Origin of the sequence: Comamonas testosteroni TK102 (assembly GCF_000739375.1) — a bacterium.
GTDB classification, from domain to species: domain Bacteria; phylum Pseudomonadota; class Gammaproteobacteria; order Burkholderiales; family Burkholderiaceae_C; genus Comamonas; species Comamonas brasiliensis.
Genome location: NZ_CP006704.1, coordinates 1,475,992 through 1,492,158 on the forward strand (window position 1 = coordinate 1,475,992; position 16,167 = coordinate 1,492,158).

A 16,167-nucleotide genomic window follows, 5' to 3' on the forward strand; every position below is an offset into this window, starting at 1 on the left:
GCGCTTGAGGCTGATTTGACTCAATACCCAAAGCAGACCCACCCATGAACCATCAAGATCTGATCGCCATCGACTTCCACACCCATGCGGAAGTCAGCTGCCGCAATCCCTTTGACAGCTATGGCGAGGAGTACGACCGCGCGGCCGACAAATACTTCGGCAGCTCGCTGCGTCCGACGATCGCCGAAACCATTGCCTATTACCGCGAGCGCAAGATCGGTCTGGTGATGTTCACGGTGGACAGCGAGGCGCAACTGGGTCGTCGCCGCATCCCCAATGAAGAGATTGCCGATGCTGCGCGCGAGAACAGCGACATGATGGTGGCATTCGCCAGCATCGACCCACACAAGGGCAAGATGGGCGCGCGCGAGGCCGAGCGCCTGATCACCGAATGCGGCGTCAAGGGCTTCAAGTTCCATCCCACGGTGCAGGGCTTTCATCCCTACGACCGCATGGCCTGGCCCATCTACGAGGTCATCAACCACTACAAGCTGCCCGCCATCTTCCACACCGGCCACAGTGGTATCGGCAGCGGCATGAAGTGCGGCGGCGGCCTGCGTCTGGCCTATAGCAACCCCATGCTGCTGGACGATGTGGCCGTGGACTTCGGCGATATGCAGATCGTCATGGCCCACCCGAGCTTTCCCTGGCAGGACGAGGCGATCTCGGTGGCGCTGCACAAGCCCAATGTCTGGATCGATCTTTCGGGCTGGAGCCCCAAGTATTTCCCCAAGCAGCTGGTGCAGTACGCCAACACCTTGCTCAAGGACCGTGTGTTGTTCGGCAGCGACTTCCCGTTGATCACGCCGGAGCGCTGGATGAAGGACTTCGAGGTCGCCGGCTTCAAGCCCGAGGTCATGCCGGGCATTCTCAAGGACAACGCCGTGCGGCTGCTGGAATTCGACAAAAAGCGCGATGCCGCGTAAAGAACACAAGGATCACCGCAGTGATCCTTTTTTCATGGCGCTTGAACCTTGGCCGAGGCTAAGCCTGAAGCAGTGTATGGAAAACGCGCAGTGTCTTTTTTGAAGACACTTTCTGTCTGATTTTCAGGCAATAGGGGCGCTGACCATCACAGTCCTCAGAGGAAAACCAGACTGGCACGAAGACTGCTAACTGCACACCATACAAAGACAAGCGGAACCACCGCAAACACCGTCAAGGAGACAAACCATGCACAAGCGCAGCCTGCTGCAGTTCGCGGCCCTGGCCGCCATGGCCGCCCATGTTCCGGGGGCTCTGGCTCAATCCGAAATCCGCATCGCCCATGTCTACAGCAAGACCGGGCCGCTGGAGGCCTACGGCAAGCAGACGCAGGCCGGGCTGCTGATGGGACTGGAATACGCCACAGGCGGCAGCATGACGGTGGCAGGCAAGAAGCTGGTACTCATCGAAAAGGATGACCAGGGCAGGCCCGACCTGGGCAAGAGCCTGCTGGCCGCCGCCTATTCGGACGACAAGGCCGATCTGGCGGTCGGCCCCAGCGCGTCGGGCGTGGCGCTGGCCATGCTGCCCGTGGCCGAGGAGTACAAGAAGATCCTGATCGTCGAGCCCGCCGTGGCCGACTCCATCACCGGCGACAAGTGGAACAAGTACATCTTCCGCACCGGCCGCAACTCCAGCCAGGATGCGATCAGCAATGCCGTGGCCATCGACAAGCCCGGAGTGACGATTGCGACACTGGCCCAGGACAATGCCTTCGGCCGCGACGGCGTCAAGGCCTTCAAGGAGGCGGTCAAGAAGGGCAAGCTGGTGCACGAGGAGTATCTGCCAGCGGCCACCACCGATTTCACGGCCGGCGCCCAGCGCCTGATCGACAGGCTCAAGGATGTTCCAGGCAAGAAGGTGATCTGGATTGTCTGGGCCGGTGCCGGCAATCCCTTCAAGATCGCCGACATGGACCTCAAGCGCTACGGCATCGAGATTGCCACGGGCGGTAACATCCTGCCGGCCATGGCTGCCTACAAGAATCTGCCGGGCATGGAGGGCGCCACCTACTATTACTTCGGCATCCCCAAGAACCCGGTGAACGAAGCCATGGTCTCCATGAGCTACAAGCAGTTCAAGGCTCCGCCGGACTTCTTCACGGCGGGCGGCTTCTCGGCCGCGATGGCTATCGTTACGGCACTCAAGAAGACCGGTGGCGACACCAAGACCAACGCCTTGATCAAGGCCATGGAAGGCATGAGCTTCGATACACCCAAGGGCGTCATGACCTTCCGCAAGGAAGATCACCAGGCCATGCAGAGCATGTACCACTTCAGGATCAAGAACGATCCGGCCATGGCCTGGGGCGTTCCCGAGCTGGTGCGCGAGATCAAGCCTGAGGAAATGAACGTTCCCGTGCGCAACCAGCGCTGATCCGGCAGGGAGATCTTCCCGCGCCCACCCGTCCTCTCAATTGATGAACCCTCGGAAACACGAGGGCTGGCATTGCTCATTCCTATTTCAACGATTCACGGAGACAAAGCATGCGAGTTCAATCCTGGAGAAGCGGCGTTGCCGCGCTGGCGCTATGGGGCGGCGTGAACCTGGCCGCGGGGGCGGCCGTGCCGCTGGGGCAATACAACATTGCCACCGACCAGATCAGCGTTTCGGGCCTGTCGTCGGGCGGCTTCATGGCCAATCAGCTGGGCAATGCCTATTCGGCAAGCTTCATGGGGGTGGGGATCTTCGCGGCAGGCCCGTATATGTGCGCCGGCCTGAACAATTACACGGCCTGCATGTACAACGCCAGCATCAGCAGCGCGCAGCTCAATGCCATGCAGTCCAGCATCGACAGTTACAGCAGCGCTGCCAGCATCGACGCCAAGAGCCGAATCGCGGCACAGAAGATCTATATCTTCACGGGCACCAGCGACTACACGGTGGGGCCGAATCTCACCGATGCGCTGCAGACCCAGTATCTGAACAATGGCGTGCCGCAGGGCAATATCGCCTATGTCAAGCGATCGGGGGCTGCCCATGTGCTGCCCACCGACTTCGACAGCAGCGGCAACAATGCCTGCAGCAGCAGCGCTTCGCCCTATATCAGCAATTGCGGCTATGACGGCGCCAAGGCTGCACTCACGCATTTCTATGGTGCGCTCAATCCGCGCAACGATGCTCCGGCCACCGGCAACTACATAGAGTTCAACCAGGCCAGCTATACCAATGCCAATCCTGGCATGGCCAGCACCGGTTGGCTCTATGTGCCGCAGAGCTGCGCCAGCGGCACGCAGTGCAGGCTGCATGTGGTGCTGCACGGCTGCCAGCAGAGCACGGACAAGATTGGCGACAAGTTCGTCAGGAACACGGGCTTCAGCCGCTGGGCGGATACCAACAACATCATCGTGCTGTATCCGCAGACCCAGGTGGACAACAACAACCGCAGCACGAGCAAGAGCGGTTCGCTGGCCAATCCCAATGCCTGCTGGGACTGGATAGGCTGGTATGGCAATAACTTTGCGCAAAAGAGCGGCGTGCAGATGACGGCCATCAAGGCCATGATCGATCGCATTGCCTCCGGCGCGGGCTCCGGCACCGGTGGCGGCAACGGCGGAGGAACCCCGACCCAGCCAGCCCTGGCGGCTCCTACGGGACTGGGTGCGTCGGCTGCCACCAGCACCAGCATGCAGCTGGACTGGGCTCCTGTGACCAGCGCTGCGGGCTATAACGTCTATCGCAACGGCAACAAGGCCAATGCGCTCACGGTCTATGCCACCAGCTATGTCGATGCGGCGCTGAACCCTGCCACCAGCTACAGCTGGACGGTGCGGGCCGTGGACGGCAATGGCGCAGAAAGTGCCGACTCTGCCGCAGTGAGCGCCTCGACGCTGACCGGCAGCAATCCTGCGGGCACTTGCACGACGGCCAGCAATTACGCCCATGTACAGGCCAACCGCGCCTATCAGCAAGGCGGCTATGCCTATGCCAACGGCTCGGGCCAGAACATGGGCTTGTGGAATGTGTTCTACACCACCACGCTGAAGCAGACCGGCAGCAACTACTACGTGATCGGTACCTGCCCCTGAGCAGCGACCGCACGCATTCGAGAAGGAAAGATCCGCTTCCATGGGCATTCTGGCAACGCAAGATCTCACCATCCGCTTTGGGGGCCATGTGGCCGTGAACGCTGTGACCTGCTCGTTCGAGCCGGGCACGCTCACGGCCATCGTGGGCCCCAATGGGGCCGGGAAGACCACTTATTTCAACCTGATCTCGGGCCAGCTCAAGGCCAGCTCCGGTACGGTCACCCTGGGGGGGCGCGATCTGAGCGGCCTACCCGCGTCGGCGCGTACGCGAGCCGGGCTGGGCAGGGCCTTTCAACTCACGAATCTCTTTCCGAATCTGAGCGTGCAGGAGAACGTGCGGCTGGCGGTGCAGGCCAGCATGACGGGAGCGCATCGCCGCGGCTTGAACCTCTGGAGCATCTGGAGCGATCACCGGGCGGTTACGCAGCGTGCGCGACAAATCCTGGAGCGGGTCTCCATGTCCGAGCGTGCCGACACCATCGTCGCCAGCCTGCCGCACGGCGATCAGCGCAAGCTGGAGGTGGCTCTGCTGATGGCGCTGGAGCCGCAGGTCTATATGTTTGACGAGCCCACGGCGGGCATGAGCCATGACGAGGCACCGGTGATTCTGGACCTGATACGCGAACTCAAAAAAGACCGCAGCAAGATCATCCTGCTGGTGGAGCACAAGATGGATGTGGTGCGCGAGCTAGCCGATCGCATCATCGTGCTGACCAACGGGCAGCTGGTGGCCGACGGCAAGCCTGCCGAGGTCATCGCCTCGCCCGTGGTGCAGCAGGCCTATCTCGGCAATGCCGTGAAGGAGGACGCATGAGCCAGACATCCGCCCCTTTGCTGCAACTGTCCGGCGTCCATACCCATATTGGCGGCTATCACATACTGCATGGCGTGGACCTGATCGTGCCGCAGGGCGAGGTCACCATGCTGCTGGGCCGCAACGGCGCCGGCAAGACTACCACGCTGCGCACCATCATGGGCCTGTGGCAGGCCAGCCGGGGCCGCATCCAGTTTGCGCAGAAGGACATTGCCCAGCTGTCCACGCCGGCCATTGCACGCCTGAATATCGCCTATGTGCCCGAGAACATGGGCATCTTTGCCGATCTCACGGTCAAGGAAAACCTGTTGCTGGCGGCACGCGCCGCCGCCCATGCGGGCCAGATGGATGCCGCCCGGCTGGACTGGATCTACCAGCTGTTCCCGGCCGTGCAGAAGTTCTGGAATGCGCCTGCGGGCAAGCTCAGCGGCGGGCAGAAGCAGATGGTGGCCGTGGCGCGCGCCATTGTCGAGCCGCGCGATCTGCTGATCGTCGATGAGCCCAGCAAGGGCCTGGCTCCCGCCATCATCAACAACATGATCGAGGCCTTTGCCCAGCTCAAGGCCGGCGGCGTGAGCATCTTGCTGGTGGAGCAGAACATCGACTTCGCCAAACGCCTGGGCGACGGCGTGGCCGTGATGGACAACGGCCGTGTCATCCACGCGGGCCGCATGGCCGATCTGGCGGCCGATGCGCAGCTGCAGCAGACGCTGCTGGGGCTGTCCTTATGAAGGGAGTCGCATCCGACATGCCATCCGTCTTTATGTCTCACTCGCAAGCCGCCATGGATCTGGCCGTGTTGGCGGGCAATCGGAGGGAGCCTGCATGAGCTTCAAGGATATGGATTACAAGCCGCTGTTGCTGGTGCCGCTGCTGGCGCTGGTGACGCTGCCGCTGGTGGGATCGCCCAGCACCTGGCTGACGCTGACGGTTGCAGGTTTGGCCATGGGCATGATCGTCTTCATCATCGCTTCGGGTCTGACGCTGGTGTTCGGCCTCATGGATGTGCTGAACTTCGGGCACGGCGTGTTTATCGCGCTCGGCGCCTTTGTGGCCACCAGCGTGCTTGGCGTCATGGGCGACTGGACGGGCTCGGACCAGCTCTGGCGCAATCTGGCCGCCGTCTTTCCGGCCATGCTGGTGGCGATGCTGGTGGCCGGCGCCGTGGGTCTGGCGTTCGAGCGCTTCATCGTGCGCCCGGTCTATGGCCAGCATCTCAAGCAGATTCTCATCACCATGGGCGGCATGATCATCGGCGAGGAGCTGATCAAGGTCATCTGGGGCCCGCAGCAGATACCGCTGCCCCTGCCCGATGCCATGAAGGGGGCGTGGTTGCTGGGCGATGCGGCCGTGGAGAAGTACCGCGTGTTCGCCGTGCTGGTGGGCGCGCTGGTGTTTGCAGGGCTGGCCTGGACGCTTGCTCGAACCAAGCTGGGCCTGCTGATCCGCGCCGGCGTGCAGGATCGCGAGATGGTCGAGGCGCTTGGCTACCGGGTGCGCAGCCTGTTCATTGGCGTGTTTGTGGCCGGCTCGGCCCTGGCCGGGCTGGGCGGCGTGATGTGGGGGCTGTACCAGCAGAACGTGATTCCGCAGATGGGTGCCCAGGTCAATGTGCTGATCTTCATCGTCATCATCATCGGCGGGCTGGGCAGCACCGGTGGCGCTCTCATCGGAGCGCTGCTGGTGGGGCTGATGGCCAACTACACGGGCTTTCTCGTGCCCAAGGTGGCGTTGTTTTCCAATATCGCACTGATGGTCGCCATCCTGCTCTGGCGGCCCCAAGGTGTCTATCCGGTGGCGAACCGATGAGATATCCCCTGAGTCGTTTAGCGCCTTTGCCTGGCCGGGCGCCCCAAGGGGACGCAACCCTCGCTGCGAGGCGGCCCCTGCTTGTTGGCCGCTGGCCGGGGGCATGCTCAGTTCGAGCAACTCGCCACCAAAGAGATGAAAGGTTGATTGGATGTTGAACCGTTTGCTCTCCGGCGATCTGCCGCGCAGTCGCATCCTGGCACTGATGCTGCTGGCGATCTTCCTCGGTCTTGCCGTGGCGCCGTTTGCCTTTCCCGGTGTCAAGGCGCTCAATGTGGCGGCCAAGGTGCTGATCTTTGTGGTGCTGGTGGCCAGCTTTGACCTGCTGCTGGGCTATACCGGCATCGTCAGCTTTGCCCACACCATGTTCTTCGGCATAGGTGCCTATGGCGTGGCGATTGCCTCCGGCAAGCTGGGGGCGGGCTGGGGGGCGCTGGCCCTGGGGCTGGGGGCGGCGCTGCTGTTGTCGCTGCTCCTGTCCCTGGCCATCGGCCTGTTTTCCCTGCGCGTGCGCGCCATCTTCTTTGCCATGATCACGCTGGCCGTGGCGGCCGCATTTCAGACCCTGGCTTCGCAGCTGTCCGACTGGACGGGAGGCGAGGACGGCCTGACCTTCAAGATGCCCGAATGGCTGTCGCCCAGTTTCGAGCCCTTCGAGAACGAGATCTTCGGCACCCTCATCGACGGCCGCATCATCAGCTACTACCTGCTGTTTGTGCTGGCGCTGGTGCTGGTGCTGATGCTGCTGCGCATCGTCAATTCGCCCTTCGGCCGCGTGCTGCAGGCGATTCGCGAGAACGAGTTCCGTGCCGAGGCCATCGGCTACCGCGTGGTGATCTATCGCACCACATCCAGCGTGCTCTCGGCCCTGTTCGCCTGCGTGGCCGGTGCCATGCTTGCGGTCTGGCTGCGCTACAACGGGCCGGACACCACGCTGTCCTTCGAGATCATGATGGACTGCCTGCTCATCGTCGTCATCGGCGGCATGGGCACGATTTATGGCGCGGTGATCGGCTCCGTCATCTTTCTGGTCGCGCAAAGCTATCTGCAGGATTTGCTGCGGCTAGGCAGCGAGGCCACCGCCAGCCTGCCATGGCTGTCGGCCCTGCTGTCGCCGGACCGCTGGCTGCTGTGGCTGGGGCTGCTGTTTGTGCTCTCGGTCTATTACTTCCCCACGGGCGTTGTCGGGCGGCTGCGTGCTGCGGCATCGCTCAAGGAGTGATCATTTCAATTTTTATAGCTTAAAGCGCTTGATGCATAAGCGTTAAAGGCCAATTCATCCAAAAAATCATGAGCCAGACATCTCCCGCCTTGCCCCTGCCCGCATCTTGCTATGCTCTTTGCGCGGGCTATGAGATTCATTACCTTGACTGGCAGCCGCAAGGCCCCACCAAGGCCACGGTGATCGCCTGGCATGGCCTGGCACGCACGGGCCGCGACATGGATGCACTGGCGCAGTTTCTCGTGGCGCAAGGCTATCGCGTCATCTGCCCGGATACGCTGGGCCGCGGCCTGAGCCAGTGGAGCCGCAACCCGCGCGAGGAATATCGGCTGCGCTTCTATGCCCGTCTGGCGCACGAGCTGATGGATGCGCTGGCGCTGCAGCAGGTGCACTGGGTGGGGACCAGCATGGGCGGTGCGATAGGCACAGTCTGCGCATCCGGCCTGTTCGAGCCGGATCTCAGGCACCGCATTCTCACGCTTACGCTCAACGACAATGCGCCCGAGCTGGCCGAGCCTGCACTGGCCCGCATCAAGAGCTACGCCGGCCGGCCACCGGTGTTCGACACCGTCGCCGAGCTGGAAGGCTTTTTCCGCGCGGCCTACAAGCCCTATGGCTGGCTCAGCGATTTCGAGTGGCGCAAGCTGACCGAGACCAGCACGCGCCGTTGCGACGACGGCCGCGTCACCCCGCATTACGACCCGCGCATGATCGAGCAGTTCACCGAGCATGACAACGACTATCTGCTCTGGGATCACTATGACGCGTTGCAACTGCCCGTGCTGTTGCTGCGCGGCGAGGAGTCCGATCTGGTGCTCAGGCCGGTGGCCGAGCAGATGGAGCAGCGCGGCCCCGGTGTCCGAGGTCTGCTGACCTGGCTGGAAGTGCCGGACTGCGGCCATGCGCCGGCGCTCAATGTGAGCACGCATTTCGAGGCCGTTCTGTCCCATCTGCACCAGGCTTGAAGCGCAACAACCTCGCAGCCCCGGGGATGTTCACGTCTCGCTAGCATCGGTGGCTAAGCCCGGTCGGGGTAAGGAGCGTGGGTCATGGGTTTTGTCGTCGATCTGATTCGGGAATACGGCTTCGGCATTGTCTTTCTCAACGTGCTGGTGGAGCAACTGGGCGCTCCCATCCCGGCCTATCCGGTGCTGGTGGTGACCGGAGCGCTGGAAGGCGGCAGCCTGGCACGCCTGGGCTGGCTCACCGTGATTGCGGTGGCCGCAGCGCTGATTGCCGATGTGCTTTGGTACCACGCAGGCAGAGCCTATGGGCACCGGGTGCTGGGACGTATCTGCCGCATTTCGCTCTCGCCCGATGCCTGCATCCGTCAGACAGAGTCCGTCTATGGTCGCTGGGGCGCCAGGTCTTTGCTGGTGGCCAAGTTCGTGCCGGGCTTTGCCTCCATCGCCAGCGCGCTGGCCGGCGTGGTGGGCACACCGCTGCGCACCTTCGTGCTGTTCGATACGCTGGGGGCCCTGATCTGGGTGGGCTCGGCGGTGTTTCTGGGCTCGCTGTTCAGTTCCACGGTGCAGGATCTGCTCGATGTGCTGACGGCCCTGGGCAAATGGGGGCTGCTGCTGCTGTGCGTGGCGTTCGCGGTCTTCGTGGCGCGCAAGTGGTGGCAGAGGCAGCGCGTGGTGCGTTCGCTGAAGATGCCGCGAATGTCAGTCGAGGAACTGGCGGGGCTCAACGCCCAGGGCATCACGCCGACGGTGATCGATGTGCGCGAACCCCTGCTCTTCGGTCGGAGTCATATTCCCGGTGCCAGCTCCTGGCTGGAGCATCAGGGCAAGGGCAGGGCGGCCTACGAGCACTTGCTGCCGCGTGAGCGGCATGAGCATGGCCTGGTCGTGTATTGCGACTGCCCCGACGAGATCTCCGCCGCGCGCGTGGCCAGGCAATTGCAGCGTGCGGGATTTCGCAACGTCCGGCCATTGTCCGGTGGCCTGACGGCCTGGGAGGCGGCCGGCTTCGAGCTGGAAAAGCCCGAGGCCTGAGCAGTTCCCAAAGAAAAACGCCCTGACCATTTCTCGGGCAGGGCGTCGGGTGGGGTCGAGGCGCTTACTTGCCGGCAGGCATGGAGCAATGCCCGCCCTGTGCGGCCTGGCCGGAGCCGGCGGCAATCAGCGGTGCTTCGAAGCGAAGGTCAATGGCCGGCGATGTATGAAAGTCCCAGGCCAGAAAGACGAGCAGCACGGCCCAGAATACGGTGCGCAAGGTGCTTGGTGAGGTCATGGTGGTTCCTTGCTCAGAAGCCGAAATGGCGGCGGATGCGCAGGCCGAAGATGGTGCCTGCAAATGCCAGTGGGACCCAGATCCAGCCGTGGATGGAGCCGGTGGAGATGCCCGAGAGCATGGCGCCCACATTGCAGCCGAAAGCCAGGCGCGAGCTGTAGCCGAGCACCAGTCCCGCCACCAGGGCCACGACCCATTGTGTGCCTGTCAGTGCCTTGGCTGCCGCGGGCTTGCCGGCGGCAATCCACAATGCGCCGCCCAGAATCCCGATATTGGTGATGCTGGTCACGTCCAGCAGCACGGTCTCGTGCAGGCGCGCCGCATTGCCGGGCTGGCTCCAGAACCAGTTGCTGGCCAGATCGACGGCGCCAGAGGCATTGGCGATCTTGGCGGCCCACAGACCAAAGCCGTAGACCACGCCCCAGGGCTGGCCCGCAATGATCAGGTTGAGCGTAGCCAGGATGGCCAGCAGCACGGCACCCACCAGCCATTTACGCACCATCAGCGGCTTGGCCGGGCGGCTCAGGGCGGCATTGGCCTTTTTCACATACAGGGCCACGCCTGCCGCGATCACGGCCAGCGCGACCAGCGTGGCGATCAGCGCTGGAGCCCAGCCCCATTGAGTGACCAGGCCCACGGGTGCCGTATTGCCCAGGTCCAGCCACCAGCCAAGGTGCAGGCTGCCCAGAAAGCTGCCGATCGCGAACAAGGGCAGTATGGCCGTGTTCATGGGGATGCCCATGCCGGCTTTGTACAGCGTGCCGCTGCCGCAACCGTCGGCGATCTGCATGCACAGGCCGAAGACAAAGGCTCCAACCAGCAGGCTGATGCTGGGTGGGCCGAGAGCTGCCGTCAGCTCCGGGAAATGGCCCAGCAAAGGCATGGCCAGTGCCGCAGCCAGCGCCAGCAGCAGCAACTGGCCAAAGATGCCGCTGCCGTCCTTTTCCTCGACCAGCATGCGCCAGCCCGTGGTGAAGCCAAATCGCTTGCCGGCCAGCACCGCGCCCAGGCCTATGCCCACGGCAAACAGCGCAGCCTGACGCACCGAGACCGACCAAAGCAGCCAGCCAAAGAAAACCGCCAGCAAGGCGGTTATGGGAAGTCGTTTCATGTGTCTTTATGGAATTGATGGGTAAGGACTGCGACGCACTTTCCGCAAAGGGCATGCACCCAGATCAGAGACAACGAGCAAAGGCCGCCCTGCAGCGAAGTTGTCGTCCCCCTTGGGGGCGCCCGGCTTGGGGAAGGCGCGAAGCGACTCAGGGGAGTCATTTAAAAGTTTTTTCCCACCATTTTTGGGCGTCATAGGCCAATGACTGGGCGCGGCCCGGCTGGTTGGCCATGCGCGGCGCGTCCTTGGATTGCGTCCAGTCCACCATGGACCCCGCATACAGCTTCACATTGGGCAGGCCTGCCATTTCGGAGAGGCCGAACCAGTCGGTGGCCGCCCAGTGACCGGTGTTGCAGAAGGCCACCATGTCCTGGCCTTGCGGGCGCTGGACCTTGGCAGCGATTTCCCGGGCCTTGGCTGCATCCACGAACCGCGAGGTACCGGGCACAAACCATTGATTGAAATCCAGTTGCTGGGCACCGGGCAAGGTGCCCGAGAGCTTGGCGGCTGGCGCGCGGGTCTTGCCCAGATAGAAGGCGTCGGGGCGCGAGTCCACCAGGGCTGCGTTGGAGAGGTCGATATGCTTGCCCACGTCCTGCTGGGTGGCCAGCCAGTTGGCGTCAAAAGTCGGGGCGTAGCTGCTGGGCGCAATCTGCACCTGGGTCTTGCCCAGCGGCTTGCCTGCACCCTCCCAGGCCTTCATGCCGCCGTTGACGATGGACAGCTCCTTGAGGCCCAGGCTCTTGAGCGTCCAGTACACACGCGCCGCGGCACCGAAGTCCGTGGCATCGGCACCGCTGGAGATCACGATGGCATGCGTGGCTGGCGTCAGGCCCAGGGACTGGACCAGCGCTACCAGCTTGGCCTGGTCGGGCAGCTCGCCAGGATTGGTGGCTGGGCCGCGCCATTTGCCGTAGGGGGCGTTGGCAGCCTGGGCGATATGGCCGGCCTCGAAGGCTTTGGGGTCGCGGATATCGATGAGGCGGACATCGGTCTGCTGCAGCAGTGGCGGCAGCTGTTCGGGGTTGAGCAGGGGTTGGGCCGCGAGTGCCCAACCGGTGGCGCCCAGGCTCAAGCCCAGACCCAGTGCATAGCGTGTCAGAGAGTTTTTCATGGCAGGAGTCGGCAAAGCCGATTCGTCAGGGGCATGGCTATGCCCAGGGCCTCTATTGTCCGGCCTTGCCGCGAGAGGGCCAACCAAGAAAAACTTGTCTGCTTATTGCCTGGGGTCATGAACCGACGAACAAACAGCGTGATTTCTGATAAATGTGGTTAAAAGTGGCTGAGTCGCCTTGTGAGTAAGCGATTGCAGCTATTAATCTTGAACAATCATGCGCGTTGCCCGGCCGCAAACAGCTCCTGCACCGCCCTTCGGATACCGCCATAGCCCGTACAGCGGCAAAGGTTTCCGCACATCTGGGCCTCGGCCTCGGCGGCCGTGGGGCGGGGCTGCTGCTGGTGCAGCCAGCTCATGCTCATGACCATGCCGGAGGTGCAATAGCCGCATTGCACGCCGCCGCAGCGCGCCAGCGCGTCGCGCACCGGTTCGCTGGCGCTGTCCTGTGCCACGGACTCGATGGTGCGCACCGTCTGGCCCTGGATCTGATAGGCCATCAGCAGGCATGCGTTCACGGGCTCCGCATTGAGCCAGACCATGCAGGCGCCGCAGCGCCCCACTTCGCAGCCGGGCTTGGCCCCGGTGAGGTGCCAGTGCTCGCGCAGCAAGGTCAGCAGCCGGGTATCGGGGCTGCAGCTGGCGCTGACCGGCTGGCCGTTCAGATTCAGCTGCAGCGCAAAAGCCGAGGCCTCCTTTGCGCTGGCTGCGGGTGGCTTGCCGCCGTGCTCGGGGATGTGGGTCGTCGTCATGGTGTGGAGGACTCCGCGCCCGCTTCCAGCAGCGCGATCACGCGCTCCGGGGTCATGGGCAGTTGCGTGATGGGGCGCTGCAGTGCGGCAGCCAGGGCATTGGCCACTGCGGGCAGGGCCAGGTTGACGCTGATCTCGCCGGCTCCGCGCGGTCCTATGGGATCGCCCTCGGGAATGTTCTCGATCGCCAGCACCTGCATTTCAGGGGCATCGGCCAGCGTGGGGATCAGATAGCCGTCGAGATTGCGTGCCTGGTAGTGGCCGTCCAGGCAAGCCAGCTCCTCCTGCGTGCCCATGGCCAGGCCCATGAGGGCGCCGCCTTCCATCTGGCCCAGATAGCCCTGGGCCGATGCCACGGGGCCCAGGGCCGTGCACATCACCAGCCGCTGCACCCGGACCATGCCGCTCCAGGTGTCGACGCGTACCTGGGCAATGGCGGCGCAGGCTCCGAAGACGAAGTGGGTGTCATGCGCGTTGCCCTCCGGGTCCTCTGCGCGCAGGTCTAAGGAGATACAGGGCGCTTGTTCGCCCGATGCCTTTGCCAGATCGGCGTAGCTCAGGCACAGGCCCGCAGCGCTTTCCAGGCCCCATGCGCCGCAGCGCAGAGGGATATCGGGCAGCAGTCTTGCGGCGGCCAGGAGCAAGGCTTGCTGCCAGGGCTGGGCCGCCTCCTGCAAGGCGCGCCATACCAGCGTGGTGGCGCGCGAGGCGGCGACCGGGCCCGAGTCGGGTGTCAGCCGGGTATCGCCCAGCACCGGCCGGATCGCGTCGGCGGAACAGCCCAGATGCTGCGCGCCCAGGCTCTGTATGGTTCCGACCAGGTTCTGTCCCAGTTCGGTGAAGCCACAGCGCAGCTCGATCGCACCGTCGGCGGCCAGGGCCAGCTCCATGCGGCAGTCGCTGGGCCCGCCCTTGCCAAAGCCGTCGCTGCGATGGATCAGCGTGAGGCCCACGCCGTGCAGATGGCGGCCGTCCGCGCTGGCCCAGCGATGCGGCCCGCGCCACAGCGGCTGCTGGCGGGCGACATCGAGTGCGCGTTGGGCGCCGTCAAACGGCACGACATGCTGGCCCAGCGGGCCGGGCGCCTCGGGAGCGGCGAGATTGAGGGCGCGAAACGCGTCAGCTGTCATGCCGACCAGCGCAGCCAGTCTGTCCATCTGCTGCTCGAGTGCAAATTGCACCTGCACGGCGCCGAAGCCGCGGAACGCACCGGCGATACCGTTGTTCGTATAGGCCAGCCTGGCGCCGAGGTCCAGAGCCAGATATCGGTAGGGGCCGGGGGCATGCTCGAGCGCGGCATCCAGCACCTCGGGGCCATGCGTGGCATAGGCTCCGGTGTCGGCCACTATCTGCACCTGGTGGTAGGTGAGCCGCCCCTGTGCATCGCAGCCGGTCTGCATTTCGATCTGCATGGGATGTCGCTTGACACCCAGATCCACGGATTGCGGACGTGTAAGGTGCAGCCGCACGGGGCGCTGCGCCCTCCAGGCCAGCAGGGCCGCGATGGGTTGAATCGTCAGCTCGTCCTTGCCGCCGTAGGAGCCGCCCACGGGCGTGGCCACGGCGTGAACCCTGTCGTGCGGCAGGCCCAGCATGTCGGCGATGACCTGCTTTTCCCGCGCGGGGTTGTGGCCGCCGAAGAACAGGCGCAGCCCGCCCGCGCCATCGGGCTCGGCCACACCGCCTTCGGTCTCGAGAAAGGCATGCATCTGGCGTGGCGTGACATAGCTGTCCTGTACCCGGTGCACTGTGCTTGCCCGGGCCGCAGACATGTCGCCCTGGCGGTGGCTGGCGGCATGCAGCAGATTGCCGTCCTGATGGACCGGCTGCTCGGAGGCCGCCGTGCCGTCAAGGGCGGCGCCCGGGTCGCAGACCGGGGGCAGGGGTTCGTAGTCAACCCGGATCAGCGCCAGAGCCTGCTGCGCCGTCTCCATGTCCACGGCCGCAACGGCGGCGACCGGGTCGCCCACATGGCGCACCTTGTCGATGCAGAGCACAGGCCGGTCCACCTTGCGCAAGCCATAGTGCTTGATGCCGGGGATATCGGCATGGGTAACCACGGCATGGACGCCTGGCAGGGCTTGGGCGGCGCTGGTATCGATACGCAGAATGCGCGCATGGGGATGAGGGCTGCCGAGAATCGCTCCACGCAGCTGACCCGGCTGAATGCGGTCGCTCAGAAAGCCCGGGTTGCCGCCGAGCTTGGCCCTGGCATCGGGCCGGACCGGCAAAGCCTCCAGGCCCAGCTCGCGGATGTGATGAGGGGTGTGGAATTCCATGATGGCTCAGGCCAGCAGCCCGCAATGTCCGGCAATCAGGCGGCTGGCAATCCGGGCCAGATCGGGAGGCAGGCTTTGCTCGCAGGTGGTGCGTATATCGCCGAGGGAGGGACGGATCTGCAGCTCCTGCGCATAGCTCAGCAGCTTTTCCGTGGCTTGCAGGCGGTGCACGCCTATGCCCGGGGCTGCCGCCGCAATGCGGTCCAGGTTCAGGCGCTTTTGTGCATCGCTCCAGCGCAAGGCCATGCGCAGGCGCGCGGGGGAGAATGCCGCGCGATAGCCGACCTTCTCGAATACCAGTGGCCGGGACTCCATCACATCGCCGCGCGGCAGCAGGAACGAGAGCATCAGGGGCCGGTCCATGAGCTTGAGCGTCTGCGCCAGCGACTGCAGGTTGCCGTCCGTCAACTCGACCTGCGCATCCATGGCCAGCAATACCGGGCAGCAGTCGCCTTCGCCCCAGCCTACATTGCCGCCCAGAGTTCCCAGGCGGCGTATTCCCATGGCCCCTAGCTGATCCAGGGTCTGGACGAGCACGGGGGCGTGCTGCTGAACCCAGGGGTGACAGCGGACGGCCTCCAGCCGCATGCCTGCACCGATGTGCAGATATTGCGGGCCGAGGCTGATCTGCTGCATCTCGGGCCAGTGCATCACATTGATGAAATGCGTGGCCGACGGCGCCAGGCGAGGCTCTGCCCATGACTGCTGCAGCAGCGTGCCCCCGGCGATGAAGCAGGCAGCGTTGCCGAGCTTGCGGGCCAGGGCCTGCGCGGCCTGGGGTGACGAGGGATGGGTTAGCAGCATGGTAGCGTCCT

15 protein-coding genes are annotated in these 16,167 nt (G+C 64.2%); 9 read left to right on the forward strand and 6 right to left on the reverse strand.

The features are described from left to right. Window positions 1–44 precede the first annotated feature (44 nt). The 9 genes from O987_RS06640 to O987_RS06680 all read left to right on the forward strand — a co-directional run bounded on the left by O987_RS06640 (window position 45) and on the right by O987_RS06680 (window position 9,858). Window positions 45–926, forward strand: coding sequence for a 4-hydroxyphenyl-beta-ketoacyl-CoA hydrolase (locus O987_RS06640; RefSeq protein WP_003057560.1), 882 nt, complete (start codon window positions 45–47; stop codon window positions 924–926). A 247-nt stretch (window positions 927–1,173) separates the two neighbouring features. Next, the gene (locus O987_RS06645) at window positions 1,174–2,361 is read left to right on the forward strand and encodes a substrate-binding domain-containing protein (RefSeq protein ID WP_043371208.1); all 1,188 of its coding nucleotides are present in this window, start codon (window positions 1,174–1,176) and stop codon (window positions 2,359–2,361) included. Between the two features lie 110 nt (window positions 2,362–2,471). Then, a complete protein-coding gene (locus O987_RS06650; RefSeq protein WP_043371210.1) occupies window positions 2,472–4,013 on the forward strand; it encodes a fibronectin type III domain-containing protein in 1,542 nt (513 codons plus the stop codon). Window positions 4,014–4,053: 40 nt separating this feature from the next. Further along, entirely contained in the window at window positions 4,054–4,827 is a 774-nt protein-coding gene (locus tag O987_RS06655; RefSeq protein ID WP_003057553.1) for an ABC transporter ATP-binding protein, read from the forward strand. After that, window positions 4,824–5,558, forward strand: a complete 735-nt coding sequence (locus O987_RS06660) for an ABC transporter ATP-binding protein (RefSeq protein ID WP_043371212.1) — start codon at window positions 4,824–4,826, stop codon at window positions 5,556–5,558. Before O987_RS06655 ends, O987_RS06660 begins: the two co-directional genes overlap by 4 nt. Before the next feature lie 94 nt (window positions 5,559–5,652). Next, window positions 5,653–6,636 carry a branched-chain amino acid ABC transporter permease gene (locus O987_RS06665; protein ID WP_003057547.1) on the forward strand — a complete coding sequence of 328 codons (984 nt, stop codon included), beginning with the start codon at window positions 5,653–5,655 and terminating at the stop codon, window positions 6,634–6,636. 151 nt (window positions 6,637–6,787) lie between these two features. Continuing rightward, the gene (locus O987_RS06670) at window positions 6,788–7,858 is read left to right on the forward strand and encodes a branched-chain amino acid ABC transporter permease (RefSeq protein ID WP_043371213.1); all 1,071 of its coding nucleotides are present in this window, start codon (window positions 6,788–6,790) and stop codon (window positions 7,856–7,858) included. A 68-nt stretch (window positions 7,859–7,926) separates the two neighbouring features. Then, window positions 7,927–8,823 (forward strand): alpha/beta fold hydrolase, encoded by an 897-nt coding sequence (locus O987_RS06675; RefSeq protein ID WP_043371215.1) that lies wholly within the window; start codon window positions 7,927–7,929, stop codon window positions 8,821–8,823. 84 nt (window positions 8,824–8,907) lie between these two features. Next, window positions 8,908–9,858: a VTT domain-containing protein gene (locus O987_RS06680; protein WP_043371216.1), complete on the forward strand. Its 951-nt coding sequence runs from the start codon at window positions 8,908–8,910 to the stop codon at window positions 9,856–9,858. A 64-nt stretch (window positions 9,859–9,922) separates the two neighbouring features. Here O987_RS06680 and O987_RS29185 read toward each other — a convergent pair whose 3' ends face one another. The 6 genes from O987_RS29185 to O987_RS06705 form a co-directional block, all read right to left on the reverse strand. Further along, the gene (locus O987_RS29185; protein WP_003057543.1) at window positions 9,923–10,096 is read right to left on the reverse strand and encodes a hypothetical protein; all 174 of its coding nucleotides are present in this window, start codon (window positions 10,094–10,096) and stop codon (window positions 9,923–9,925) included. A gap of 13 nt (window positions 10,097–10,109) precedes the next feature. Continuing rightward, window positions 10,110–11,207: a YeeE/YedE thiosulfate transporter family protein gene (locus O987_RS06685; RefSeq protein ID WP_043371218.1), complete on the reverse strand. Its 1,098-nt coding sequence runs from the start codon at window positions 11,205–11,207 to the stop codon at window positions 10,110–10,112. A gap of 157 nt (window positions 11,208–11,364) precedes the next feature. After that, a complete protein-coding gene (locus O987_RS06690) occupies window positions 11,365–12,321 on the reverse strand; it encodes a sulfurtransferase (protein WP_043371221.1) in 957 nt (318 codons plus the stop codon). A gap of 215 nt (window positions 12,322–12,536) precedes the next feature. Beyond that, entirely contained in the window at window positions 12,537–13,073 is a 537-nt protein-coding gene (locus O987_RS06695; RefSeq protein ID WP_043371222.1) for a (2Fe-2S)-binding protein, read from the reverse strand. After that, complete coding sequence (locus O987_RS06700; protein ID WP_043371223.1) at window positions 13,070–15,352, reverse strand: xanthine dehydrogenase family protein molybdopterin-binding subunit; 2,283 nt, start codon at window positions 15,350–15,352, stop codon at window positions 13,070–13,072. Before O987_RS06700 ends, O987_RS06695 begins: the two co-directional genes overlap by 4 nt. Window positions 15,353–15,358: 6 nt before the next feature. Then, window positions 15,359–16,156, reverse strand: coding sequence for an FAD binding domain-containing protein (locus O987_RS06705; protein WP_043371225.1), 798 nt, complete (start codon window positions 16,154–16,156; stop codon window positions 15,359–15,361). Window positions 16,157–16,167 lie beyond the last annotated feature (11 nt).

Bases quoted from the DNA above. Each gene is read 5' to 3' on its own strand.
- O987_RS06705 (WP_043371225.1), bottom strand. From the start codon at position 16,156: ATGCTGCTAACCCATCCCTCGTCACCCCAGGCCGCGCAGGCCCTGGCC.
- O987_RS06650 (WP_043371210.1), top strand. From the start codon at position 2,472: ATGCGAGTTCAATCCTGGAGAAGCGGCGTTGCCGCGCTGGCGCTATGG.
- O987_RS06695 (WP_043371222.1), bottom strand. From the start codon at position 13,073: ATGACGACGACCCACATCCCCGAGCACGGCGGCAAGCCACCCGCAGCC.
- O987_RS06685 (WP_043371218.1), bottom strand. From the start codon at position 11,207: ATGAAACGACTTCCCATAACCGCCTTGCTGGCGGTTTTCTTTGGCTGG.
- O987_RS06680 (WP_043371216.1), top strand. From the start codon at position 8,908: ATGGGTTTTGTCGTCGATCTGATTCGGGAATACGGCTTCGGCATTGTC.
- O987_RS06655 (WP_003057553.1), top strand. From the start codon at position 4,054: ATGGGCATTCTGGCAACGCAAGATCTCACCATCCGCTTTGGGGGCCAT.
- O987_RS06665 (WP_003057547.1), top strand. From the start codon at position 5,653: ATGAGCTTCAAGGATATGGATTACAAGCCGCTGTTGCTGGTGCCGCTG.
- O987_RS06640 (WP_003057560.1), top strand. From the start codon at position 45: ATGAACCATCAAGATCTGATCGCCATCGACTTCCACACCCATGCGGAA.
- O987_RS06700 (WP_043371223.1), bottom strand. From the start codon at position 15,352: ATGGAATTCCACACCCCTCATCACATCCGCGAGCTGGGCCTGGAGGCT.
- O987_RS06645 (WP_043371208.1), top strand. From the start codon at position 1,174: ATGCACAAGCGCAGCCTGCTGCAGTTCGCGGCCCTGGCCGCCATGGCC.
- O987_RS06670 (WP_043371213.1), top strand. From the start codon at position 6,788: ATGTTGAACCGTTTGCTCTCCGGCGATCTGCCGCGCAGTCGCATCCTG.
- O987_RS29185 (WP_003057543.1), bottom strand. From the start codon at position 10,096: ATGACCTCACCAAGCACCTTGCGCACCGTATTCTGGGCCGTGCTGCTC.
- O987_RS06660 (WP_043371212.1), top strand. From the start codon at position 4,824: ATGAGCCAGACATCCGCCCCTTTGCTGCAACTGTCCGGCGTCCATACC.
- O987_RS06675 (WP_043371215.1), top strand. From the start codon at position 7,927: ATGAGCCAGACATCTCCCGCCTTGCCCCTGCCCGCATCTTGCTATGCT.
- O987_RS06690 (WP_043371221.1), bottom strand. From the start codon at position 12,321: ATGAAAAACTCTCTGACACGCTATGCACTGGGTCTGGGCTTGAGCCTG.